The sequence below is a fragment of the Paenibacillus sp. GYB006 genome (assembly GCF_036577645.1).
GTDB lineage: Bacteria > Bacillota > Bacilli > Paenibacillales > Paenibacillaceae > Paenibacillus.
This window is the reverse complement of record NZ_JARBDA010000001.1, coordinates 1109678-1135135: the sequence shown is the minus strand read 5'-3', so window position 1 is coordinate 1135135 and position 25458 is coordinate 1109678. Positions and strand designations below refer to the sequence as shown.

Genomic DNA, 25458 nt, shown 5'->3' with positions numbered 1-25458 from the left:
GATCACCCTCTCAGGTCGGCTACGCATCGTCGCCTTGGTAGGCCTTTACCCCACCAACTAGCTAATGCGCCGCAGGCCCATCCATAAGTGACAGATTGCTCCGTCTTTCTTTCTTCTCTCATGCGAGAAAAGAACCTATCCGGTATTAGCTACCGTTTCCGGTAGTTATCCCAGTCTTATGGGCAGGTTGCCTACGTGTTACTCACCCGTCCGCCGCTAAGTTCGGTGAAACAAGTTTCACCTTACTCCGCTCGACTTGCATGTATTAGGCACGCCGCCAGCGTTCGTCCTGAGCCAGGATCAAACTCTCCAATATAGATTTTTCGAGTCAAATACTTCTTGAATTACTTCGAGAAAATATCTAACCTTCAAAACATCGTTGAGAGCGATAAGCTCATTTAAAAAATGCTGACGAGAACTTGAAGTTCTCTATTCAATTTGTTATGACCAACAAATTGAATTTGTATTAATTCACTCACGAGTTTTACTTACGTAAAACTCCTCGTTGTTCAGTTTTCAAAGATCAATCTTCCCGGCGTTTTCCGACCGGATTTATAATCTATCATATTTCAAAAACATATTCAACCGGTAATAAAAACCATTAATCACAATGAATTGAATATTTTAATTACTGCATCAGATACACATTGTAATTGTCTTGTCTCTTTCTTAAGAGCACATAAGTAATATATCATAATGAACAGTGTTTTTCTAATTGTAAATTATCCCATATGAATATAGTTAATTTATATCTATTAAAACAGAATTCTTAGCTAGTATGAAGCAATAATAACTAAGTTTGTTATTAGATATAAAGTTCCCCTTCTTTCTATGCATGAAAATTAATACTCAACTCTCCATCTGTACACTTATTAGAGGATATCATTAATTGATAATTTAGAACCTCAGTTCAAATATCAAAGTGATTGAAGATGCACATATCTACATAGTAAAAAACTCCTGATCAAATTATCATCTTCAAATACAAACAGTTCTTTTATTCATTAGATCACAACCCTCAGGAACAGCTGTTAAGTGGTCTTTCCTATGCTGGATATTTCATAAAAAAATAACTTTATCAAATAACCAAAGGCATTCAATTTTTAATGTCAGAAACCTCGATTAGTGACTCCTCTATGAAAAACAAAAAGCGCAGGACCATCCTGCGCTTACTACACTAAGATTACCATTATAGATCTAATCTGTACGTATTAGTTTGACTTGTTTTCTTACTATTATATTTAAACGATAAATCCAATCCCCTTGGCTACTGATCTAATCAAACATAATTACATGGTCCTACTCCATTTCATTATTTTATAGCTTGACTGAAGGGAAGCCAGTCATCGCTACCGGATAGAATGTGATTCACCGTATACTCAGATGCTTCCTCCTCAGTCAGCATCGTAGCCCAGGAGACCCGCCCAGTTTTACTCCCAGCTCCCGGACCAGTACTATTAAATTCAGCAAACAATGCGGTAGATTCTGCATCCGTTTTGTTCCAGTTATGCCAGCCCTCCTGTTTCACATGAGCACCCATCCAGCAGTTCAGGAAACATACTTTGGCATGATTTCGCCACGGCCTGCCGAGGTATACCGATTGCGGGGGAGCATTACTCTCCAGCGTACAATCCATGAATACATAACCATAACGGACACCTTCCGGTGTAGAGGCCGCTGTAATCCAGCCATTCACCTCGTTCTCTACTGCTGCAATTTTGGATAAACGATTCTTGGCAAAGATTTCACAGCCCTTAAATACAGCCGTAGCCGAGCCAAAAATAAAATCAACATCACCTTCAATATAACAATCCTCATAATACTGACGCAGTTTTCGGCGTTCTGCGCCATCGCGCGGTCCCCCGAAAAAGCTCCGATCAATGGGCTGCGGCGGGAGCGGTCCGGTGAAAATTGTATCTTGATGCCCGATAAAGCGGCAACTTCGGAAGGCTGCACGGTCCCCATCCACATATATGGCAAGGGCCTGCCCAACATCCTTGCCGGGACCAGCAGAATTCACAAAGGAAAGTCCCTCTGCTGTGAAATCATCTTCTCCAATGAAAGCCGTATATGAATGGAAAGTATGATACATCTCCCCGTCAGGGAACTTCTTCAACGCATGATCATCATAAGTAATAATCGTTTGTTCAGCTCCCTCACCGATTAGATGAATCTTAGGCTTTTCGATATGAAGCTTCTCATAGTAAACACCTTGCTTAATCCGGATCTCCGACTCATCACTAGCATTGTCCGGCACCGCGTTAATCGCAGCCTGTATGGTAGAAAAATCACCACTTCCATCCTGAGCCACCGTATAGTGACGAGATGGACAGCCTTTTGACGCCTGCTTTTTCATAGCTTCTTCCTCACTTTTATTCAGACCAGATGTGCTTTTGTATATCTGCATATCTCACCTCTTCTTAGAGTCGCTATTAATCAAACAGCTCTCCCCGGTATACTGCCGTTCAATTACGGTGACTTAGCTGCGGTTGGATTACGATCGGATAATCCACCTCTTCATCACGGATCAACGATACGATTAGTTCTGCGGCCTGAATAGCCAGTTTAGACACCATTCGTACAATGGAGAGCGCAATTTTTTTATAAAAAAAGCTGTCACCACTCCCTAACACACCGAGTGGGACAGCTTTTGTATTCCAACTTACTCTAGATGTTGTATTCTCCGCTTTTAATCTGCCTTTACTCCACTTTGCTGACCTTCATAATAATGCGCGATCTCTACGATTAAAGCACCCATCCGTTCTTTCTCCGGCACGATAATTCGGCCCACCCCTTTATCCTGGAGTGCTTCAGCCGTTACTTTGCCGACAGCGGCAGCCAGTACATCTTGTTCAAAGACGGATTTCAACTCTTCTTCACGTCCATGTTCTTTCGCGTAATCAAATAAATATCCGACTTGAACTCTTGTCGTGAAACAAACGGCATCCACTTCTCGCTGAATCAGTTCATTCATAAGCGTTGCAAGCGTCTCCTGCTCAGGAGCATGATAACGATAAGGCAGTACGGCCTGAACATCCATGCTGCCCTTGCTTTGGATAAACTGATATAACTGCGAAGACAACTCGCCATGAAGCTGAATCCATACCTTTTGATCGGTAAAATCAAACACTTCAAGCTTTTCGATCATACTAGCAATCGTTCCATCATCATCACAGACGACCGGATGAATACCAGATTTCTTTAAAAAAGCGTTTGTTTTGTAACCGCGGCAGGCAATTTTGGTTTCTTTCAATCTCTCTTCAAATTCAGATACAACGTTAAGTCTCTCCGCAGCTTGAATCATGGCTTCAAATCCAATACCTGTCGTGAAAATAAACCAATCTGCCCCCTGCTGGATAAAACGCTTTACATCCTCTTCGACTTCAACCGGATCAGAATCCGTTAATCCCTGAAGTGACCGGACAAGGGGGACTCCACCTCTTCGTTCAATAATCTCAGCCATTTCTTCCGTCTTTTGCGACCCGGCAATGACAATTTTTTTGTTCTGAAGATCTTTACTCATGGAACAGCCCTCCCCCATTCTTAAGTAATCCAACTCGTACCTCGTTTCCGAGAACATGAACCGGATAGGTCCGAACCTGACCCGTATCAGGATCTAGCACCTGACCATCCGTCAGCGAAATTTTCCAGTCACAGATCGGGTCGAACAAGACCTCCCCGGATATAATTCCTTCAGCAATTGTGCCTCCGCGCGGCCCAGGGCTTTTATTCTCAAGTGCATAGATTTGTCCGTCCGTTGTCTTGAATACCGCAATTTCTTCCTTACCCAAGCGCACAACCCGTCCCAATCTCTCTGTGAAATCATCCACATTGCCAACCAGGTAATACGTATATTCGTCTCTATTCAATATCGGTTCCATCTTGCAGCCCCTTTCTATTTCTAGTCCTGTTTCGTGGAGACACTGATCTCTTCAAACATTCGTTCCCTTAAATTTGAATTATTCAGGATTTCACTCCAAGGTTCCTTCACCTGCGCCAGGGCGACCTCCATTCGCTCAGCCAAAGCCCGGCGGTTATCCAGATCATTGACTACAGCTTCGGTAACGGACTCTAGTCCTATCCGTTCGATCCAATCCGAGGTCCGCTCCAAGTATTTGCCTGTCTCCCGGTAGTACTGCATGAACGCGGAGACAATCTCCAGAAGTTCTTCATCTGTTCGCACCTTGCACAGCAGTTCTGCAAGTCGGGCTTTAATCCCGCCATTACCGCCAACATAAATTTCCCAAGCCCCCTCATTGCCGACGATCCCAATATCCTTGGTTGATGACTCTGCGCAGTTACGAGGACAGCCGTTTACAGCAAGCTTGAATTTGGCTGGCATATCTAACCGCTCGAATTTCTTCTCGAGCAATATTCCCATTCCCATCGAATCTTTCGTGCCAAAACGACAGAACTGCGATCCCACGCAAGTTTTGACCGTACGCAGCGCCTTCGCATACGCATAACCGGACGGCATGCCAAGGTCCTTCCAGATCTTCGGCAGGTCCTCCTTTTTGACCCCCAGCAGGTCAAGCCGCTGACCACCGGTTACCTTAACCAGCTTGACGTTGTATTTCACCGCAATATCAGCAATAAGTCTGAGATCATCTGGTGTGGTTACCCCGCCATACATCCGCGGCACAACGCCAAATGTTCCGTCCTTTTGGATGTTCGCATGCATGCGTTCATTCACGAAACGTGAATCCTTCTCGTCCACATGCTCAGCCGGCCAGATCATACCCAGATAGTAGTTCAGTGCAGGTCGACATTTGGAGCAACCCTCCGGATTATCCCATTCCAGCGCATACCTTACTTCTTTAGATGTGATCAGCCCCTTTTCTTTAATGGCCGTCACAACTTCATCTCTGCTCAGTTTGGTACAGGAACAGATTGCTTCCTGTTTCGCCGCCGCTGAATCATATTTGTCCCCGAGCACATATTGAAGAATCTGCTCTACGACAGGCCTGCAGCCTCCACAAGAACGCGATGCACTTGTTGCCACCTTGATCTCTTCCACCGTGGTTAATCCTTTTTCGTTAATGGCATCCACAATGTGTTTCTTCGTCACACCATTACAACCGCATACGATTTCCTCATCCGCCAGCTCTGCGGCCGTATTCTCGGTTTCGACCGAGGCTTGCCCCACAATCGCATTATGAATGGCTTCTGTCATCACGGTGCCTGTTCGAATCCATTGCTGCAGTCTGGAGGATTCCTTTCCGTCACCGACCAGAACACCTCCGACGATCCGTCCGCCGCGCAGCAGCACTTTTTTGTAAATACGTAGCCAGTCATCATGCATCCGCACTATAGACAGCCCTTCTGCATCCATAAACTCACCAGCGGAGAACACGTCTACGCCAGATATTTTCAGCTGAGTAGATACCACAGATCCTTCATACGGCTTCGTATCCACTCCGCACAGATACTTCGCAAGAACAGCCCCCTGCTCAAACAGCGGAGCTACGAGCCCATATGTAGTGCCCCGATGCTCGTTACACTCCCCTACCGCATATACATCCGGTGCTGAAGTACGCATATAATCATCCACAAGAATACCGCGATTAACCGTAATGCCGCTTTCCTTGGCTAATGCAGTGTTTGGCCTGATCCCTACCGCCATGACTACAAATTCCGCATCCAGCGTCGTTCCGTCGGAAAAACGAAGACCGCTGACCCGGTCATCACCCAGAAACTCTTCGGTCTGTTTGCCGGTAGCAAATTTCAAGCCCTGGCTTTCCAGCTCTGCCTGAAGCATCAGTGAGGCGGTATGATCAAGCTGTCGTTCCATTATCTCCTCAAACAGATGGACCACTGTCACATCCATCCCCAGTTTAAGCAGCCCCTTGGCCGCCTCCAAGCCGAGCAAGCCCCCGCCAATAACAGCAGCCTTCTTGTACTGATCTGCTGCATGCAGCATGTTCTCACAATCTGCGATATCTCGGAAACCTACAATTCCTTCTTTATCCGCTCCTGGAACCGGAAGCATAAACGGGTTGGAACCGGTTGCAATAATAAGTGCGTCATATGGAACCTCTATACCATTGTCTGCCTTCACGATTTTTTGTTCCGTATCAATATGCGTTACTGTCGTTCCCGTATACAGCTCTATTTCGTTCTCTAAATACCAATCCCAGTCGTTTAGAATGATGTCTTCTACGGCTTTACTCTTCTCTAGCACGTACGATAACTGAATACGATTGTAGTTGGGATAAGGCTCGCTCCCAAATACGGTGATCCTGTAGGTGCTGGGCGCCAGTTTTAATATCTGTTCCACCGTGTTGATCCCAGCCATCCCGTTGCCAATTAAGACTAGATGCCGACGTTCTTGTACTTTCACCATGCAGAAACCTCCTCAATATATATTCCTATCCATGCAAAGAGAACTTGTAACCTACTAAACATCATACGTATATTCGAACCATTTTTAGCAGATTTTCTCTATTCCCATCATAAGAAAAGAAGGTTATAAAATAAACCCTTTTACTTTAAATTTAACTAAATGATTCATATTATGGTAACCCAATGTCTCTCCTCCAGCTTTGGCATGGAAAAAAGCAGCTTCGGTTAGTCCGAAGCTGCTTTAACTAATTAATTATCTTGTTCTACCCGTTTAATGAATTCTTTCAATTTGGAATGATTTTTGATACTAAGCGTAAATCCCCCTATGTCTTTGTTAGCCTCCCAACCTTCTTGTTTTATTCATTGATAAAAAATCTGCTTAGCTGCTAGTCCGATATACATCAGAACGTTTGATCCATAAATAGGATGAAAACCATAGACCTGATATATCCCATGATCCTTCGAATAATCATTCACCTTACTTAATTCTGTTAGTTTATAAGGACCTTGCCAATCCAGGTCAACTCTTTGCATTCTGCTCTCCCCCGTTTAATAGATACAATATAAGTGGAATCGTTATTTCACACAGACCCAATTCAACTAGAAGGTGTACTGTCAACATTAATTCAGACAACTTTTTTAAGGGATGTAGCTTTGTACTGAATTGGGGTCATGTATCCTAATGCGCATGAATGCGTTGCTTGTTGAACCAATTCACATAATCATATATTTCTAACTCTAGATGATGAAGACTTTAAAAATTCATTTGATTTACAAATTCCGTTTTCATCACTTTGTAGGTGGCTTCAGCTACGGCGTTGTCGTTGGGACAATCCTTCATACTTAAAGAGCACCCGATTTGGAATGTCGTAAGAGTCTCATCGATCAATCTATTCTTCAATTCACTTCCACGGTCCGTGTGAAACCATTGAATGTCGCTCAAGTTGCCTTTTACCGAGGCGAAGGCACGAGAAATTAGAGCAGCGTCTTTATGGGACCTACACTTTGTCCAATGATTTCGCGATTAAATAAATCAATGTGCACACAAACATAGTGCCACTTGTGCTGAACATTGATATACGTAAGATCGCTGACCACAAAGCGTTTCGCTTCTGTTTGATCGAACTTAAATTTCAACACATTCGCTGTTGTTGCTTCGTTGCAAGGTCTTATGCGGCTTATACTGCGCTTTCGTGTACGTAGACACAAGGCCCTCTTCTTTCATGATACGACCGAATCGGCGTCTGGAAACGATGAATCCTTGTTCCTTAAGTTTGACTTTGATCTTATGTGTTCCGTATGCTTTTCGATTGGTATGGAAGATTTCTACCATAGCCCTAGTCACTGCCTCTTCATGATCTTTCTCTTTCGCTTCATAGTAGAACGTGCTTCTTGCGATTTGCAGGACTTCGCACATTGCTGATACTTAATATTTATCACTGTTGATCTTTACTTTCGTCCCATGATCATCGCGGCTTGTTTTAAAATGTCACTCTCCATTTCGAGCCGCTGAACTCGTTTGCGAAGAGCGATGAGCTCATTCTCTTCAGTGGATCGGTTATCTTTTTCCGAAAACGATCTTGAGGATTGAGCTTGTTTAATCCAACGATCGAGTGCAGATGGACTAAGCTCATACTCTCTCAAAATAGTTGCTTTTGGCTTTCCGTTTTCATATAACTGAACCATTTGTCTTTTGAAATCTGCTGTAAATGTGCGTCTTTGCTTTGGCATAGTAGATCCGCTCCTAATAGTATTCTTTTCATTCTACTAGCCATTATTTTTTCTGTTCAATTAATTGTAGACGATCCATAAACGTATAACAGTTATAGAAAATAAGCTTGAAGCTGGGGAATGTTATACCTTTGTTGATTGAGGTATATGTTCGCGCTTAAGCTTGTGACTTTTCTTCTTGTCCTAAGTCTTACGGTACATTAATTGTTCATTCTGTACATGGACAAGTTGCAAGTAAATTGGTTTAGTCATCAACAGGATATTGATATCGAGTCTCCTTATATTATTAAAGCACGTACAGAAATACTAGAAGGCTTTAACTTTCTTTGGTATTTCAAAGGATTATCTATTACTAATGTTTATGAACTGTTATTATTGATAAATAAAGCAACATTATCAAAAGTTAGGTTGCGTAAAGTCCTTAAAGACTCAATAATCTTATTGGGTGATATTCACTAATTGGAGGTGTAGACTGATGAATTAAGATTCTTCCGTGAGGACACTACAAGAATTGGAGAAGCACAAGTTAGTCTACTTGATGATGTCGCTTGGTGCATGGCTGCTAAAGAAGGACATTTATTGATTGAGCATGGCCACATCTTTAAGCGAATTAAGTCCTACGAAGAAGATGTAACTTACTATCATTTATTGGAAAGTTCTCCAATATTTGTGAGTTGGAAAAGATGCTTCTAAAAAGATATGGTATTCCTACTGATATTAATCGGTACTCTTCGATCCCATATAGTCCTAAGAAGGAAATCGCAGAGCGCAGTTTGATAACAATTAAAAGGGCTATTAAGAACGAGAATAAAACTCATAATAAGTACTCCGTGTATATGTCTATTATGATTCCCTATTTGCTATGCTCTGCTGATATCAGAATTTCAGACTCTATGCATCTGAACGCCTTATTTAGGATGGAGTTGAAAGGTCGTATATCTGATAGACATACCTGTCAAATGATTAATGAATTTTAGTACGTTAAAGAGCATTGGAAAAGAATTCCTCCTCCAGTAGAGCAACTGAAGTTATCTATTTAGGAATTAATTTGGGAGGCCCACCTCCTTTTTAAGAACAACGATGAGAGGAGTGAATGAGGTGGCGGTAACAGTTATTAATGAAGACAGTAAGCTGGATAGAATACCTAGATTTAATACGGGTGAGTCAGATTTCAAGTCTATTATCTTAGGGGATTTTGCTTATGTGGATAAAACTCACTTTATTAAAAGATGGTGGGATAGCGGTACTAAGATTAGTTTGATTGTAAGGCCACGTAGGTTCTCTAAGACTACTATTATGAGTACTGTCAAGTATTACTTCTCAGCTAAAGATTTAAAGTTCCTTTTTGGGGATACATACATCTATAAAAACGCACCAGTGGACTTAGTTGCTGCTCGAGAAGAAGTAATTCCTATTATGTTGACTTTTAAAGGGATAGTTGGTAAGACTCCAAGGAAGTTGTTTAAAGGTTTGCACATACAAATACGACTAACCACTATGGATTATCCAGAACTTTATAGTGAGTTCGGTGAAGAGTATGAGAAGTTTCCTAGTATTGGAGAAACTTTGGAGGATTGTGAAGATTTGTTAGCTCTCTTTACCCTCTTCTTGCATTATATCTATAAATCCACAGATAAGAAGCTTATCGTACTGATAGATGAGTATGATAAGTTTCTTGCTGATGCGGCTTTAGTTTCAGAGAAGGGCGAGCATCCGGATTATTTTGACGAAGTGCTGGATGTGTATAGAAGTTTTCTTGTTAGTTTGCTGAAAGACACTGAATTTGTCGAGCGGGCTATACTTACAGGGGTATTGCCACTGGCAGCCAATAGTGTGTTGAGTGCTTTCAATAATGCTGTTAAGGATACTTTTTTGCAGACTACGTATGAGGATGTTTTTGGCTTCACTATTAAGGAATTGACTGCTATATTTTCTGCGGCAAAGGGAGAAGAATGGAAACAGGCTATTCAATATTTTGATAGTTACAACTCTGGCACTAGACCTGTTTATAATACTTGGAGCATCATAAATATGTCACCTGAAAAGGATGACATCTGGGAATTATATACAACCGGTATGAATACTTGGGTAACATCTGGTAGTTCAGACTGGATTGAGTATGGTAAAAATCTATCGTCTGATGAACTTGATATTGTGTATAATCTAATAAGTGGTGGAGAACATACCGTTAGACTTAACCACGAATTGAATTACAAAGATCGCAAAGATTCATTGGATAACTTCTTGACCTATGCCTTTTATACAGGCTATCTTACGTTCACTTCGCACGAAAAGGATAGTGTAAGTTTGGCTATTCCAAATGCAGAAGTTAAAGATGCTTGGGTTCGTAACCTTAACAAATTGGTGATTGCTCCCGACAAGTCGGTTAATTGGGGTAAAATTCTGGCTGATTTGGAAGAGGGTGCTCATAGTGAAAGGAAATTTGAAGCACTACTTATGGACTTCTTGGAGCAATGCACAAGTACTTGGGACCTACAAGAACGCGATAAAGAGAACAGTTATCACATGTATGTGTTGGGGTTATTGAGCTCTCTTGTAGGGAGTCACAATGTAAAGTCTAATAGAGAAGCTGGTAAGGGTAGATTTGATATAGCAGTCGAGCCAACCTCTTTTAATTATAAAGCCCGCAATTATGTGTTTGAGATAAAACGTTCCAGTAGCGAGAATAAGCTGCAGTCAGACGTGGATGACGCTGTTGCTCAAGTGGCAGAGAATAACTATCGTCAGTTTTTCGAGAATAGTAATGATATGGTTGTGATTGGGTTAGCGGCACATAAGAAGAAAGTGAAAGTTAAAATTAAAGTTATTCCGTATGAAATTAGTCCAATAAAACAGGCTCTTAGGTGAGTAGATAATAATAATAGGGCAAATAGTTAGGAGGTAGTGGAATGCGGTTGTGGCATCCAGACTTACTATCTAAGTTATCACCAATGCAACTTAACGGACAGTACAGGGAATGTTGTGCTTTAAGGGGACTAAGTTGTGGAAAACCGCATTCTACTGTTAACTACGTGTTTAGGTATAATCTTATTCGATTAGTTGCTTATCATCACTTAGTGTTGCAGGAGAAAAGAAGGCGGGGGCCTAGTTGGGCAGACCCAAATGGAATGAACTTCAGTATAGGGGCATTACCGCAGAACCTTGGTTGAAACAGGAGTTGGATCTTGATTGGTATGTCAACTGGAAAGGCCTGCTTTATCCTGAACACGATGATGATTATATACGAGAGTGTTTGCTTAACTTAGGGGCGAAAGGTGCAGTGCTATATAATGGGTAAGAGTGGTAATTTTACGTACAAATAAGGTCTTCAACTATCTTCCGTCTGATGACTCTCTTATCGTGATTACTGAAGCTTATGAGGACGGTAAGAGGGTTGAGTACTTTCGTTTGATTAGACCGAAAAGGTTTGGTTTTAGTTTCAGTAATAGATATTATTGGAACTATGAGTTTATCACATCACGAAGTGAAGAAGAGGAATAAATTTGTTAGGAAACTGGATGTTTATAAACCCTAGTAGTGGAGCCGTGTAACTTATTTAAAGTTGAAATAAACAGGATTGTTGGTAGCGCCTGCATTGTTAAGAAAAGTTGCCATGTCCTTGCCTGGTATTATCTCCCCTCATGGTAGACAGTGAAAAAAGAGAACATGTTACAATGAACTCAAACACTGGAAAACCGGAGGCCAAATTACGGAGTATATTTCATTTTACAATAAGGAACGTTTCCAAAACAAACTCGGCGACCTCTCCCCAATCGAATTTCGGGAAAATGTCGCCGCGTAAATGGAACAAAAGGGTTATTTGACCGGATTTACTTGAGCTCGTGTTTTGGTTGTTTTTTTAATTCCATACCTCTCGTAAAAAACACAACGCCAATAGCAGCAAAAGTTACATAATTACTTATTTTAGATATCACTGCTTCATCGTCTTCATAATTAATCCAATACAGCAGGGCAAATGGGGAGATGACCATCAATATCTTCATCGATAACATAAAAATATAATGAAACTTTTGATTTTTCGGGTTTCCTTCTGTTCTAGCTATTTGGTAACCTACTTTAGAAGAGTCATAGATTGTAATAAATAAGGCGAGGATACTGCTATATGCAGTAATCTTTGTACCGATCTGCACCCAAGGAATAAAAGATACAATTGCGATACCAATGTATATTCCCGCAGCTACATAAAAAAGGTTTGACTTCATTGTCCTGTACAATCTCTTCTTATTCCTTTCTATTTCAAATAGGGCATTTTTCCCTTGTCTTCATTAAAATTAATCTATTATAAAGAAAAATATGACTTATACCTCTCCCCAAAACACCTGAGTCTTATAATCAAAATAAACTTCGTTATTCTTCTGAGTTCGATCAAATAAAGACTGCAGTTCATGGAGCATTGGTTCATGTTTGGGATGTCCTGGGACTGGACTATATGAAGAGGAGAGGAGTCTGCCTTTTAGCCCGTCAAAATCAAAAATTTGTCTATTTGCAAATTCTTTCAGCTGCAGTGTTCCTTCCTTAAAAAATGAATCAAACTGATCGGTTGTTATATTCGTATGTTTTACCTCTTTGTAGTCTGTACCGTATTCATGTAAGAGCTGTTCATATTCAGTCAGAAATTCGCTTCCTTCCGTTAGCCTAGAATTCCATATGAGTACTGCTCTGCCTTTCGGCTTTAAAATGCGCTGAAATTCAAGTTTTGCGGCCTGTTTATCGAACCAATGAAAAGATTGCGCACAAATGATAGCATCAACGGATTGATCATCGAGTCCGGTTTCTTCAGCTGGACAAGGCTGGATCCGAAAGTTTGGATTATTAGAAAGACGTTTTTCAGCCTTTTGACGCATGTCTGCGTTAGGTTCTACAGCAATAACCTTGCTGCCTCTAGCAAGCAATAATTCGGACATAATTCCGGTACCAGCGCCAATATCAGCTACGATACTTTTCTGACTTATCCCGACTGTATCATATAGGTAATCCACCGCCTCTACCGGATAACTAGGACGATACTTCACATAGGTATCTACACGTTCTGAGAATCTTTCTTTCGAATCCATCTAATAGTTCACGCTCCCTCTGTTTAATACACATATCATAGCTTCAACCCGTTGTTATTGGCAAATTTTTGAATTAAAAAAGACGGTACAGGAACTCATTCCGGTACCGCCTTGTTACAGATATTTTGCCATACAATATTCATCTATGTATTCGCCGTCCATAACGAGCGAGTGCATCTTTGAACCTTCTATTCTAAATCCAGTCTTCTCATACAAACGTAATGCAGCTATGTTATGTTTCATCACGGTAAGCTCTAAACGATGCACACCTTTCTCCCTACACCATCCCTCCATAGCAGAGAAAAGTTTACTGCCGAGTCCCTGACCCGTAAATTCCTGTTTAATTCCAATTACTATATAAGCCGTATGCTTCTTTCTTGCTAGTGATGAACCAATGACCATGATCTGCCCAGCGAGTGTTCCATCCTGTTCAGCAACAAAGATCGTAGAGTGACCACTATCCAGTAATGAACAAATTGCTTTTTTCTGCGATTCAACTGTCGCTTTTCTCTCCCCGGGTTCATACAACATAAACTTGGTTTCTTCATCTAATTGTTTGTTCAAACGTAAGAATGGTTCTGCATCCAGTGGAGTAATCATTCGAATCAGCATGGGGATCTCCTCCTTTTCTTTCTCAATCCAAAAAAAGACCGTGATTCTATTAACCTACGGTCCGCTCCTTACTTTATCACTATGTACATCGGCATGGCATCTGACCGAATAGTTATGTTCCCGGAACACCAAGCTCTTTCACAAAATACAGAAGCAAATCGTCGTTCACTTGGACCGTTTCCCCTTCGGAAACTTCCCGGTGTTCATACATGACTCCATTTCCGTCAGGAACATATCCTCTTTTACAGTAAATACGCTGTGCCGCACCAAATTCCTTATGTAATCCCATTCCGATTCCGATACTATCATATGCATTGTAAGCGGCAATGCTTTCAAATTCTTCAATCAACTGGTTTCCAATCCCTCTTCGGCGAAATTCCGGGAAAATATTAACATCATTAATTTCAGGAATTCCTTGTGACTTAAAATAGAGGTAATCGGATTCAAATTTCAAATGCGCACACCCCGCAAGCTTCCCTCCGTCCAAATAGACGAGCAAAGTAACCCGAAGTCCAATTCTATTTTCATGCAAACACTGTTCATAAAAAGAGTCTGGACGCACAATTTTATGTTGTTCAAACGCTTTCTTCCAACTTAGAGCCGTTTCTTCTGAATCCAGTCTTTCAATGATCATGGACATAATCAACCTCACATTTATGGAATTTAAGCACTAACATGGTTGAGAACAAGGAAGATGATAGTAAAAGATTCACGATTCATAAATTGTTAATAATAATTCATTATATTCCTTTTTCTCCTGCGAGGCTATAGAAGATGTAATAATTGCCTTTACATTCGCGGAATGAAACAAACGATAGCTATAAGCTATCGTTTGAGATTGATCTTCTTGACTAGTTAGCACGTATTTCCAAAGGATAGCGAGAACTCCAATATTTAAGCATCCATTTTCGGATGTATTTCGCACACTGTTCTGGAGAGTGCTGTGAAGTATCGATTGTTGAAATAGGCGGAGTAAAAGCAGAATCGGCATTTTGGATAAACCAGTTCGCAAGAATAGCATGCTTTTGGATATGTCCCTCTTCTGCCCCTTTCTCTCGTAAACGTTTTGCACGTACTTCATCATCACAATGCAGATTTATATAGTAGATATGGCTGAATCGATTTTTGATCTCACTTTTTTGCACGGCTTCGGGGGTGATGGTTCCAAATAGAACGGTTCCCCGATCACTTAATGAGATCTGATGAGCAACTTTCAACCAGTGGTCGATCGCATGCTCAGGGGTTAGTGATCCCTCTAAATCCATATCAAACACATCAAATTCTGAAAGCTGACTACGCACATAAGGGATAACAGACGTTTTACCAACACAACTTGCACCTGTCACGATAAATAACGGAGTTTTCGGCATCGTTACATCTCCTCTACTTTAGAAATGATATCGCTTTCGTAAGAGTTCTAAGGCATAGAAGCCGCCTTTTTAAAAGATTACCATATCATGCAAAGGATTTAAATAAGAAGATCACAAAAATGACAAATTCCCCCTCTTTTTTTCTATGATTTTGTGATATTTATCCTACTTTTGTGCATTGCTTTATCTTTCAGACGATTTAATCGGTCCGCAAATATAACGTTTTCTCGCTCATAAAATCGAATAAAATTCGTTAACATCTCATGATCACCATATTCAGGATGGTTACGATACGGAACCCAAAAATGTGCAGGCGGATTTCCGATCCCCGGGTTATCATTCCTCCAAGTCATCAGATACGCAACGTATTTTGCTTTCTCACTTGCGATAAGATGATCATGGAGCAAAGTGAACCAGTCAGGCACTGTATTGCCGTCTAATTTGAGCCCATCTTCCGCATTCCAGCGCATACCTACTTCGGTAATGGCCGCTACTTTGGATTTCGCTGCCGCAAGGCTAACGACGATCTCAGCATCTTTCACTGTTTTCTTCATCCAATCACTATCATAAGTAGGTTTGTCATCGTATACGTCAAACCCCAAGATATCTACATAATCATCTCCAGGATAACGATCGAGATACTCCTCTGTACTCGCAAAGTGACCATTAGGAGAATAAGCATATAAAAATTGATGCACCCCGCAGATATCTCTTAAATAATGAACGGTGAAATGCCATAACTGAATAAACTGTTCCTTTGTCGCTGAGGAAGCACCCCACCAAAACCAAGAACCTGAATTTTCATGAAAAGGTCGATAAATGATAGGAATAGGTGTCCCGTCTGTATCAACTGCCTCCTTCACTGCCAGTGCCGTCTGATCGAGCCGCTGCAAAAAAGCAGCATGATCTTTTCCGCCTGGGAGTATATAAGGTACACAAGGGGTGACATCATAAAAACTGTTCCCGGTAGTAAAGTTCGGCATATGATCCTCGAGAGTTATCATCCCGCCTTTTTTATGCAGATCTTGAATTAAACTTGTAAGCCCCTTGGTATCACTTGTCATACTAACTCCAAATACCGCTGGATAAGCACCTACTGAGTTAAACGTATCTGAATCTCCGATCGCACTCGGCACTACTCTTTCTGTTGTATCGTTTTGGTGACCAAAGAGCATATACTCTCCCGATATATTCCTTAAAAAAGTAAACAAAGATTTCGCTTCTTCTGTTACTTGTCCATCCACATACTTTATACTATTGTGAGGTTGTACATCATTCAGCATTAGATTACTCCCCCTTCCTCATATAGAACACATGACTTCCAAAATCACCGTAAGGAGCGGGGATCGTTAATCCAACATTCATCAGAAGATCTCCACCATATGTGCCTGCACCTTCGATATCATAGGAGCCATCGGGGTCAAGTCCTTGCAGTTTGATAATGTTAGGAAGCGCATAAGGCTCTGCTAGTACTTTAAAATAAAACAATATCGCTTCACTTTGATCAGCGGAGACAAACATCCAGGAAGCTTCATTGCCTTCAAATGGGCTAAGCAGTCGGAATTGATCACCCTGCTGAACTAGACTGCGGAACCTTTTGTACTCTGCAACCTGATCTCGAACTTCTTCTTTCTCCTCTTCCGAAAACTTGGTCAAATCCAGTTCATACCCAAAATTACCGGACATCGCTACATTGCCTCTCATCGAGAGTGATGTAGACCTTCCTAACTGATGATTCGGTACAGCCGAGACGTGCGCACCGATCGCACTTGCAGGGTATACAAGGCTTGTCCCATACTGGATTTTTAATCTTTCTACCGCATCCGTATTATCACTTGTCCATGTTTGCGGCATATAGTAGAGCATCCCCGGATCAAATCTACCTCCACCACTTGCGCAGCTTTCAAAAAGAATGTGCGGAAACTTCGTCGTCAGTTTTGCTAGCAGATCATACAAACCGAGTACATACCTATGAGCAATTTCACCCTGATGTTCTGGAGATGCTGCTGCTGATGCGATTTCAGATAGACCACGGTTCATATCCCATTTGATATACGAGATCGGTACACTTTCAAAAATATCGCTTAATGCCTGATAAAGATATTCTCTCACCTCTGTTCGGGACAGATCGAGTACAAGCTGTGTTCTCGCTAATGTTCTCCTTCTACCTTCTACATGGAGACACCAGTCCGGATGGCTTCGATATAAATCACTGTCTGGCGATACCATCTCCGGCTCCACCCATAGTCCAAACTGAAGCCCTTTCTGATTGATCTTCTCAGCTAAGTCTGTTAGACCATTTGGCAGTTTGTTTCGGTCTACCGTCCAATCTCCTAGTGAGGTGGTATCATCATTTCGTTTGCCGAACCAACCGTCGTCTAGAACAAAGAGTTCAATGCCGAGATCCGCCCCCACCTTCGCAATATCTTCAATCTTGTCAGCAGTAAAGTTAAAATAAGTTGCTTCCCAGTTATTCACGAGAATCGGACGTTCTTTATCACGATACTCGCCTCTCGCAAGTCTAGTTCGGTAAAGCTTATGGTACGTTCTTGACATTCCGCCAAATCCTTCAGAAGAATAAACCATGACTACTTCCGGGGTCTGGAAGGACTCACCTGGTGAAAGTACCCAATCAAAATCAAACGGATTAATTCCCATTTGAATTCTTACTTTTCGATGAGGGTCTACTTCCGCTGATCCGATGAAATTACCGCTGTAAACCAGACTAAAACCATACACTTCTCCCGCAGCTTCATTCGTTCCTTTGCTCGCAAGTGCCATGAAAGGATTGAGCTGATGGCTGCTCATTCCACGTTTGCTCTCAATTCGTGTACTCCCTGGTCCAAGAGGCCGTTTAACAATGTTTGCTTCTCTAGCCCATGCCCCGCTTAAATAGACAAACTCATAATCCGATACATTCATATCCACACTCATGCTGAGTGCACGAAGCAGGCGCAGTTTGTCTTTTCCTTTATGTTCATATCGAACGGATCGAATAATGGAATCCATATGATGAAAAACGCTGTAACTCACAAAAACAGACAATCCCGTGTAAACATCCTTAAGTTCAATCGTAAGTGTCTGAGCCTCTTCATTAGATTCGGTATATACAGCAGGAAGACCAACAAGTGCAGGTTTCCCTTCTGTAATCTCATACGAAGAGTAGACAAGTTCTGTAATGCGTGTTCCATCTGTTAATTGAACCTGATAAGCAGGTTCCCTAAAATCACCGCTGCCGTACTGCGGATATTCTTGTGTAATGAGGTCAAGATTTTGGTGATTCGGCACGCCTGGTACATGACTTAAATCCTGTTCATGTCTTATTTTCTTTCCCCAATATAAATGAACCAGATAACCATCGACTACTTGCATTAGATAACTTGTTGTTTTTCCTTGTAGATGGAATCGTAATGTTTCTTTCTCTATGTAAATCGGCATTTTTTCTTGCTCCTCTCAAATCCCATATTAGTATGAATATGAATACTGCTAAGGGAAAGCAGAATGCTATGTCCCTTAGCATCAGACTTCTTTTACCTAAAAAAAATTCACCTAGTCTTTAAGCCAACGACTTGCTTGCTTCTTAAAATTCGGTTATTTCTTGAATTTCTTTTTCCAATCCGGAAGCTCATCCATCGTAATCACATAAGGACTCTCATATACCTTCACAAGATGCTCCCGTTCATTCTGTAAACCATCATTGATAAAGTTCCCGTTCCACGTGACAAACCAGCTCCAGTCTGCCCGGTAAATCTGCAGTAAATCCGGATCTGGAATAGGTCCATTCTCCGTCAGTGCAACCAGCTTTCGATCATTAACAAGGGTTTTTAGATTCTCATACCGGTTGCTGACCGGACCATAATCGCCTGCAGCCGGGTAACTATCCACACTTACAATATCGACATATTCATCGCCAGGATACCATTCTGGATTTTCTGAGTTCCACACCCAGATGAGATTGTTCAATTTGTGTACATTGGTAAAACGGTCATACATGATACGGTACAGTTCTTTAGCAGGCTCAGGACCTTTAGCTCCCCACCAGAACCAGCCGCCTTCTGCTTCATGCAGAGGTCTCCAAAGGACAGGTACTTTCGCTTTCTCCAGTCGTTTGAGTTCCTCTGCAATGACATCCATATCCCGAATCAAAAGCTTATAATCTTCTGAGTTTTTGTTAGCTAAAGCATTTTCGAGATCAAAAGTAGTGGCATCTGTATAGAAACCTCTCCACCATTCTTTTCCCGGTTCATCAATCAGATCTTTAGGTGCGTTCCAGTGCCAGGCAAAAGTAACAATTCCGCCTTCCTGATCCCACTGAATGGCATGCTCAACATCAGATGAAGTCGTCCCTCTTTCTACACGTGAAGGTGAATAATCCATTAGGTCAAGTCCCAATACCGCCGGTTTCTTACCGATATTCTCTTCAATCCAATTCGCATCTGCCAGAGTCTGCTGCCCAGATAAGATATGATTGCCATATTCAGATTTCAAGTAGTTATAAAGTGCCTTCGCTTCTTTGGAAGCTTTCGAATTAACAAGCTCTTTATTAATGTTATGTGGCGGTGGACTAGAAGCTTGTTCTAACCGAATGTAATCGATAAAATACCATCCCCAATTCGTTAGAAAGCTAATTTGGTTCGTACCTTCTTGCAGAAGGATTTTACCAGCCTGGGTTTGTGTGAATTCTGAGTTTTGTCTTAGTGCCACTTCGCCTTGAGATTTATTATTAATCATGAGTGAAGTGTACTTATCGCCATAAGGTGAAGAATATCCGATCTCAAGGTTATATAGAGCTGTTTCTGGAACAGAAACTTCAAATGTTAGTATATCTTCCGCTAGATCGAAACCACCCACATATCCAGTGCCGGAATATCCCTCCACTTCAGTTAAAACTTCAACACCAGATAGAACCGCTTCTTCTGCCTCATAAACAATAGGGGCTGCTGTAAGTTTAGATTCGTTAGCCGGCATCAATACAGCCATCATGGACAACACTAGAAAGATCACTAAAGGTTTTCGTTTCATACATTCCCTCCTGAGTACGATTGGATGAATCAGATTATCTTCAAGCACAACCGTGAAGCGCTTTCAAATTAGGCAGCACCTCCTCTCACAACTTTCTATGTATAGATCTGATTTCAACACTCACAGTCACAGTTGGTAGTCCAACAAATAAATCAAACAACTATACCAAACCCATTAATATTTTGTTATTTATATAAAATAACATTTAATATATTCATTGTATATTGTTATTCTACATTTCTTTAAAGCTACATATATAAAATACCTTATTGATACTGATTATAAAGCATTGCTTACCGATTTCATACCTTTTTTCGAAAATAATTCAACAAATTAACATTTCTGATCTCGAACAGTATAATTGCAAATATGGATAATAACAGAATAACAAAACAATAACAAAAAAAATAAGAAGGACCGAAGACTTTTCATCTTCAGTCCTTCTATTTCAATTTCTGTTCCTTTATCTTTTGGAACAAAGCCTTTTCTAAAAGCGGATTGGCAGACAAATTCATATACGATTGAGGCGGCGTGAATTGATAACCTCCCTTTAGTAACTCTAATGATAGAGGCGCGAATTCGGTAAAGGAAAGAATCGGAATGGCATACCCTGAATTTAGTCCCTTAAAGTACTCCTGCAAGCTCTCTCCGGTCCCTGGATTCATTTTTTCTGATATAGATACCAAAGTAGATATTTCCTCGTGCTCCGGCTTACCAAACTCGATATAAGCTTTAATTTGTTTGATAGGCGACGAGACATAAATAAAAGCTCCTACAGGTTCATTTATGAATCTTCGGCGAAATTCTATCTTCTTTTGACCCTTTCGTATTTCCTCGTAAGGTCCGGGCTGAAGACTTAAAATAATGGTTCTTTGTGGTAAATCAAGTGAAAGGAGCAGCTGTTCATACATATTTTCTTTCATTCCTTTCGTTTTACTACCAAGTTATTTCGGTAATATAACGAAAATCCCTTCTATTAATAGTTAGGAAATTTGATTTAATCATTTATAATAGTGCTTCGCCCCGTCTCCGATACTTGGAAAACTGTTTGATGATGAACAGAAGGACCATTCCATTATCTATTCCAATCCTCTGCTGATCTATCAATTAGAAAAGAAGAAGAAGGCCAGTTCATTAACTTTACTGGCCTCCTCTACATTTTTATCATTTGAATGCAATTTGATTTTCTTGTGCCGATAGTCCAAGGGCCAGCGCACCACATAATCCGGCCTGTTGTCCTTGTCCTGGTGAAACAATATAATCATCGATGCGCTCCAAAATTTCACTTGAGCTCACATAACCATTCAGGTTTTGGAGTACAGCCTGCCTTATAAGCGGGAACAACTGCGACTGTTGCATTACACCACCACCCAGAATGATTTTCTGAGGCGAGTTTAACAAAATGGCACCCGTTATCGACTGAGCTATATAAAAAGCTTCTATTTCCCATGCCTTGTGATCCACCGGAAGTTCATGACCTTTCTGCCCCCATCTTGCTTCAATAGCAGGACCTGCGGCCATTCCTTCTAGACAATCACCATGATAAGGACATGTACCAGCGAAATGGTCGTCAGGATGACGCCTTGTAAGGATATGTCCACCTTCTGGATGAACAAGCCCGTGAACGAGTTTACCTTCTGAATACACGCCAACACCTATGCCTGTGCCGACGGTATAATACAAGCAACTGGACAATCCCTTCGCAGCACCCCACTTAGCCTCACCAAATGCCGCCCCATTAACGTCTGTGTCCCAGCCAAAGGGGACGGAGAAAACTCTTTTCAAAGTTCCGAGCATATCGTAATTTCCCCAACCAGGCTTAGGCGTCGTTGTAACATAACCATATGTAGGGCTGTCTGGACAGATATCAATCGGACCGAACGATCCAATTCCGATCGCATCTACTTGTTTGTCCTGAAAATACTGAATTACTTTCGGCATCGTTAGATCCGGATGTTCCGTTGGAAAACTAATCTGATCATCAACTTTCCCGTTTTCATCCCCGATGCCACACACGAACTTCGTTCCACCCGCTTCAATCGCTCCTATACGCATCTAAATTAACCCCTGCCGCTGGCGAGTTTCTGTTTTCTCAGAAGATGGAGTTAACTTATAGACATCGACTGAAATGATCAAGTCATCCTCATGATCAGAAAATACTGCAAGACCCGTAGATTCACGCCTAGGGAAAATGAGATCTGTAATAACCGCTTGACCTCCATTACTGAACACTTCCACTGAAGAGCAATCCACAAAAATGTGAAGATCATTTGACTCACCAAGTGCTTCTAATTTTGCAGGATGGTGACCAAGGAAATGCTCGTGGAAATCATGCTGGCCTGAAACCATCCGATCTACATATAGTTCTTCCGTCTTCGCATTAATACCGATAACGGTTTGTTCATCTGCCCCTACTCTAACTTTGAAACCAACAGACTTACCTCGAGTAAACACGGCTTTGATCTCATATGATTCCAAGTGAAGCTCAGCAAGAGATGTATTGAGTTCTCTTACAGTTGTATCCTGTAACGAGAGAATAGGAACCCGGGCCGCTTCCAGTTCTTTTGCCGGTTTCTGAACAAGAAGGGTTCTCCCAGCTCTCGATTCCAAGTAAAGTTCTCTTGCAATGGTCATCGCACCGCGGAAAATTCCTGTTGGCGTTTGGTTCGCATACATCCAGTTACTCATCCAGCCGATAAAAAGTCGTCTGCCATCTTCAGCAGGAACATCTGACCAGCTTACACCAGCATAATTATCTCTCCCATAATCAATCCAACGGGTTGAATGAGAATCTTCATCCGGCGTGAAAACTTCTCCATCAAATTCACCCGTAAAATACTGCGTTCTTGAACCTTCTATAAAAGCAGGATCAGCACCAATACTTACCAGCATCACCCATTTTGAGTTCGATTTGTCGCCATCAATTGCAAGCGGGAACAAATCCGGGCATTCCCATACTCCATCGTGCGAACCGATTCCTTCGCCAAACTCGCTGGCAAACGTCCAATGGATTAAATCTGGGGAATGGTATAGACATACTGTTTGCCCACAAGCAATGATCATTATCCAATTACTCGTCTCCTTGTTCCAGAACACTTTCGGATCACGGAAATCAATGAATCTAGCATCTTCTAATACCGGGTTCCCTTCATACTTCGTCCAGCTTCTTCCGTTATCTTTGCTATAAGCTAAACTTTGACGCTGAATGGCTGGTTTACCCTCCGGCATTTCCAAATGATGTGTAAAGATGGCAACGAGCCCTGGCTTATCTCCAAAAAATCCAGTTGTATTGTTCCAATCCACAACAGCACTTCCTGAAAAAATCATTCCCAGTTCATCTGGCGCGAGCGCAATAGGAAGTTCTTCCCAGGTAACAAGATCCTTACTTACTGCATGACCCCAATGCATGGGACCCCAAGTCATCCCGTCTGGATGGTGCTGGAAGAACAAATGATACTCTCCTTCAAAATAAACCATACCGTTTGGATCGTTCATCCAGTTTTCCTTTGGCGAAAAATGATAGATACCTCGGTAATTTTGTTTCGCAATCGTAGACATCATCGTTTATCTCCTTTTCTCCTATAATTAGGTCCTGGTTCAAGGACCATCTCTCTATTAATAGAAGAAGGTCGTGTACAGTAGTGTGACTGCTTGAACACGTCCTTCACCGTTATAAGTTAGAATTATTTATTCTGTCGCTCTGTCATAGCCGTTTTGCTTGATTTGTAACCATTCTTGCAAACCAAGACGATCCAGTTCTTTCAGGTATTCATCCCACTGCGCGTCAATTTTACCGTTTTGGTACCACTCAGAACGCAACCTAAGCACATAGGCGAAAAGGTCTGCTTCAATTGTCGAAAGACGATCAAGCTCTTCAATGGAATTAAATACGCTTGGCATTACATTCTCCGCTTTCATATTTGGTGCCATGACGTTCTTGATAATATCCATTCTGCCTTTTGCATCATCTGGCATGGTTGTGTATTTACCATAATAAGAATCAAGTATGGCAAGCGGTCCACCAATACTTGTTTTCTCACGCAGTTCAACAGGAGCTGCACCATCTAGTGGCAAGTGTTTCAGCATACCCTTTGCTTCATCAAATTCGAAGATGTTCTGCTGTGTGTCGTCCCCAAAAGTTCCCCAGTTATTCTGTACGGATTGTACCGGATCGTATAGCTGATCAACCCATTTCGCTGTCGTCTCCAGGTTTTTATTGGCACTAGTAATAACCATTTTACCTCTGCCGAGTCCAAGAGCGTTCGTTCTTGTTACGTTAACTTCCCCGTCCGGACCCGCAAGAGGAGGCATCACATCGTAAGTATCATTTGCTCCCGTAATGTTAGCCTTATCCCAAGAGAAATATAGTCCATATCTCTGATCCTTCCCTTTTGCAAGGTAAGTACTCCAGTCTTGAGTGTAGGCTTCGATATCGATAAGTCCTTCTTTATATAATTCATTAATAAATGAAACCGCTTCTTTATAGTCTTCTTGTGCCGCTGTAAATATCACTTTTCCATCATCGCTTACAACCGCATGGTCAGGATTCTCTCCGAGTCCAAACGAGCCAAAGAGGAATACTAGATCTTCCGGTCCTGGCTTGTTAATAAAGGACAAAGGAATTTCATCTGCCTTACCATTACCATTCGGATCTTTTGTTTTAAATGCAATCAACACTTCTTTTAATTCTTCAGTAGTCTTAGGCATTTCTAGATCTAGCTTATTAAGCCACTCCATATTGATCCAAGGCATACTGTCTACAGCCTGAATTCTTTCTTTACCGTTACCAAGCTCTTCAATCCAAGGGAATGCATAAATGTTGCCGTCTGGAGCCGTAATCATGCTCTTGTATTCAGGTGCCTCTTCTAGTACTTTTTTTAAGTTTGGCATATTGTTCTCAATGAGTTCATTCAACGGAATAATAGCACCGTCTTTTGCAAGTTTAAGCAACTCATAGTCACTGTAATCTGCATTGAAAATAGCATCGGGCAGATCACCGCTGGCTACAGCTAAGTTTCTTTTTTCAACAAATACATCACTCGTAAAATTCTTCCAATTAATATGAACATTCGTCTTTTCTTCGAGACGTTTATTAATCAGTTTCTCGTTCGGATCAGCTGGTGCGAGTGCAGAGCTTTGCGTAATAAAGTTAAGGGTTACTTTACCGTTTGGGTCCTGCTCTTCACTCGCTGCGTTTCCTCCTCCACCGCCACAGGCAGTCAGGAACATCAGAGAAGCAAGAACAGAGGCGGAAGCTACTTTTGTTGAAACTCTTGATTTTTTTATTCTTTTCATCGGATATGACC

The 25458-nt window shown here is 41.6% G+C and carries 22 protein-coding genes, 1 rRNA gene and 1 pseudogene; 4 read left to right on the top strand and 20 right to left on the bottom strand.

The genetic code is table 11. The features are described 5' to 3' along the window. From PV403_RS05450 to PV403_RS05415, 8 genes and pseudogenes are all read right to left on the bottom strand, one after another. Positions 1 to 316, bottom strand: a 16S ribosomal RNA gene (locus tag PV403_RS05450); the annotation flags it as partial. Positions 317 to 1312: 996 nt separating this feature from the next. Further along, complete coding sequence (locus PV403_RS05445) at positions 1313 to 2407, bottom strand: pectinesterase family protein (RefSeq protein WP_332083770.1); 1095 nt, start codon at positions 2405 to 2407, stop codon at positions 1313 to 1315. A gap of 58 nt (positions 2408 to 2465) precedes the next feature. Then, positions 2466 to 2633: a hypothetical protein gene (locus PV403_RS05440; RefSeq protein WP_332083769.1), complete on the bottom strand. Its 168-nt coding sequence runs from the start codon at positions 2631 to 2633 to the stop codon at positions 2466 to 2468. Positions 2634 to 2689: 56 nt separating this feature from the next. After that, positions 2690 to 3523, bottom strand: a complete 834-nt coding sequence (locus tag PV403_RS05435) for a uroporphyrinogen-III synthase (RefSeq protein ID WP_332083768.1) — start codon at positions 3521 to 3523, stop codon at positions 2690 to 2692. Continuing rightward, positions 3516 to 3881: a nitrite reductase (NAD(P)H) small subunit gene (locus PV403_RS05430; RefSeq protein ID WP_332083767.1), complete on the bottom strand. Its 366-nt coding sequence runs from the start codon at positions 3879 to 3881 to the stop codon at positions 3516 to 3518. Before PV403_RS05430 ends, PV403_RS05435 begins: the two co-directional genes overlap by 8 nt. A 20-nt stretch (positions 3882 to 3901) precedes the next feature. Then, positions 3902 to 6343, bottom strand: coding sequence for a nitrite reductase large subunit NirB (nirB, locus tag PV403_RS05425; RefSeq protein ID WP_332083766.1), 2442 nt, complete (start codon positions 6341 to 6343; stop codon positions 3902 to 3904). Between the two features lie 359 nt (positions 6344 to 6702). Further along, entirely contained in the window at positions 6703 to 6876 is a 174-nt protein-coding gene (locus PV403_RS05420) for a hypothetical protein (protein ID WP_332083765.1), read from the bottom strand. A 92-nt stretch (positions 6877 to 6968) separates the two neighbouring features. Then, a pseudogene (locus PV403_RS05415) lies at positions 6969 to 8073 on the bottom strand (IS3 family transposase). Positions 8074 to 9171: 1098 nt separating this feature from the next. Here PV403_RS05415 and PV403_RS05410 point away from each other — a divergent pair. The 4 genes from PV403_RS05410 (at position 9172) to PV403_RS05395 (ending at position 11875) form a co-directional block, all read left to right on the top strand. Then, positions 9172 to 10941: an AAA family ATPase gene (locus PV403_RS05410; protein WP_332083764.1), complete on the top strand. Its 1770-nt coding sequence runs from the start codon at positions 9172 to 9174 to the stop codon at positions 10939 to 10941. 41 nt (positions 10942 to 10982) lie between these two features. Next, positions 10983 to 11243, top strand: a complete 261-nt coding sequence (locus PV403_RS05405; protein ID WP_332083763.1) for a pyrimidine dimer DNA glycosylase/endonuclease V — start codon at positions 10983 to 10985, stop codon at positions 11241 to 11243. After that, a complete protein-coding gene (locus PV403_RS05400) occupies positions 11183 to 11371 on the top strand; it encodes a hypothetical protein (protein WP_332083807.1) in 189 nt (62 codons plus the stop codon). The genes PV403_RS05405 and PV403_RS05400 overlap by 61 nt, the downstream gene beginning before the upstream one ends. Positions 11372 to 11779: 408 nt before the next feature. Continuing rightward, entirely contained in the window at positions 11780 to 11875 is a 96-nt protein-coding gene (locus tag PV403_RS05395; RefSeq protein ID WP_442951733.1) for an IS3 family transposase, read from the top strand. 28 nt (positions 11876 to 11903) lie between these two features. Here the strand turns inward: PV403_RS05395 and PV403_RS05390 are convergent, their stop codons facing one another. From PV403_RS05390 to PV403_RS05335, 12 genes are all read right to left on the bottom strand, one after another. Then, entirely contained in the window at positions 11904 to 12296 is a 393-nt protein-coding gene (locus PV403_RS05390) for a hypothetical protein (RefSeq protein WP_332083762.1), read from the bottom strand. A gap of 96 nt (positions 12297 to 12392) precedes the next feature. Further along, a complete protein-coding gene (locus tag PV403_RS05385) occupies positions 12393 to 13148 on the bottom strand; it encodes a class I SAM-dependent methyltransferase (RefSeq protein ID WP_332083761.1) in 756 nt (251 codons plus the stop codon). A 114-nt stretch (positions 13149 to 13262) separates the two neighbouring features. Continuing rightward, positions 13263 to 13757 (bottom strand): GNAT family N-acetyltransferase, encoded by a 495-nt coding sequence (locus PV403_RS05380; protein WP_213532741.1) that lies wholly within the window; start codon positions 13755 to 13757, stop codon positions 13263 to 13265. A gap of 115 nt (positions 13758 to 13872) precedes the next feature. Beyond that, a complete protein-coding gene (locus PV403_RS05375) occupies positions 13873 to 14400 on the bottom strand; it encodes a GNAT family N-acetyltransferase (protein ID WP_213532711.1) in 528 nt (175 codons plus the stop codon). A gap of 211 nt (positions 14401 to 14611) precedes the next feature. Beyond that, positions 14612 to 15130: an AAA family ATPase gene (locus tag PV403_RS05370; RefSeq protein ID WP_213532710.1), complete on the bottom strand. Its 519-nt coding sequence runs from the start codon at positions 15128 to 15130 to the stop codon at positions 14612 to 14614. 143 nt (positions 15131 to 15273) lie between these two features. Continuing rightward, positions 15274 to 16413, bottom strand: a complete 1140-nt coding sequence (locus PV403_RS05365) for a glycoside hydrolase family 26 protein (RefSeq protein ID WP_213532709.1) — start codon at positions 16411 to 16413, stop codon at positions 15274 to 15276. 4 nt (positions 16414 to 16417) lie between these two features. Then, positions 16418 to 18568, bottom strand: a complete 2151-nt coding sequence (locus PV403_RS05360) for an alpha-galactosidase (protein WP_213532708.1) — start codon at positions 18566 to 18568, stop codon at positions 16418 to 16420. A 153-nt stretch (positions 18569 to 18721) separates the two neighbouring features. Then, positions 18722 to 20152: a glycosyl hydrolase gene (locus PV403_RS05355; protein WP_213532707.1), complete on the bottom strand. Its 1431-nt coding sequence runs from the start codon at positions 20150 to 20152 to the stop codon at positions 18722 to 18724. A gap of 443 nt (positions 20153 to 20595) precedes the next feature. After that, positions 20596 to 21063 carry a hypothetical protein gene (locus tag PV403_RS05350; protein WP_332083760.1) on the bottom strand — a complete coding sequence of 156 codons (468 nt, stop codon included), beginning with the start codon at positions 21061 to 21063 and terminating at the stop codon, positions 20596 to 20598. 253 nt (positions 21064 to 21316) lie between these two features. Further along, entirely contained in the window at positions 21317 to 22207 is an 891-nt protein-coding gene (locus PV403_RS05345) for an ROK family protein (protein WP_332083759.1), read from the bottom strand. Further along, positions 22208 to 23710, bottom strand: a complete 1503-nt coding sequence (locus tag PV403_RS05340; protein ID WP_332083806.1) for a glycoside hydrolase family 32 protein — start codon at positions 23708 to 23710, stop codon at positions 22208 to 22210. A gap of 129 nt (positions 23711 to 23839) precedes the next feature. Continuing rightward, entirely contained in the window at positions 23840 to 25447 is a 1608-nt protein-coding gene (locus tag PV403_RS05335; RefSeq protein ID WP_213532704.1) for an ABC transporter substrate-binding protein, read from the bottom strand. Between the last annotated feature and the right edge of the window lie 11 nt (positions 25448 to 25458).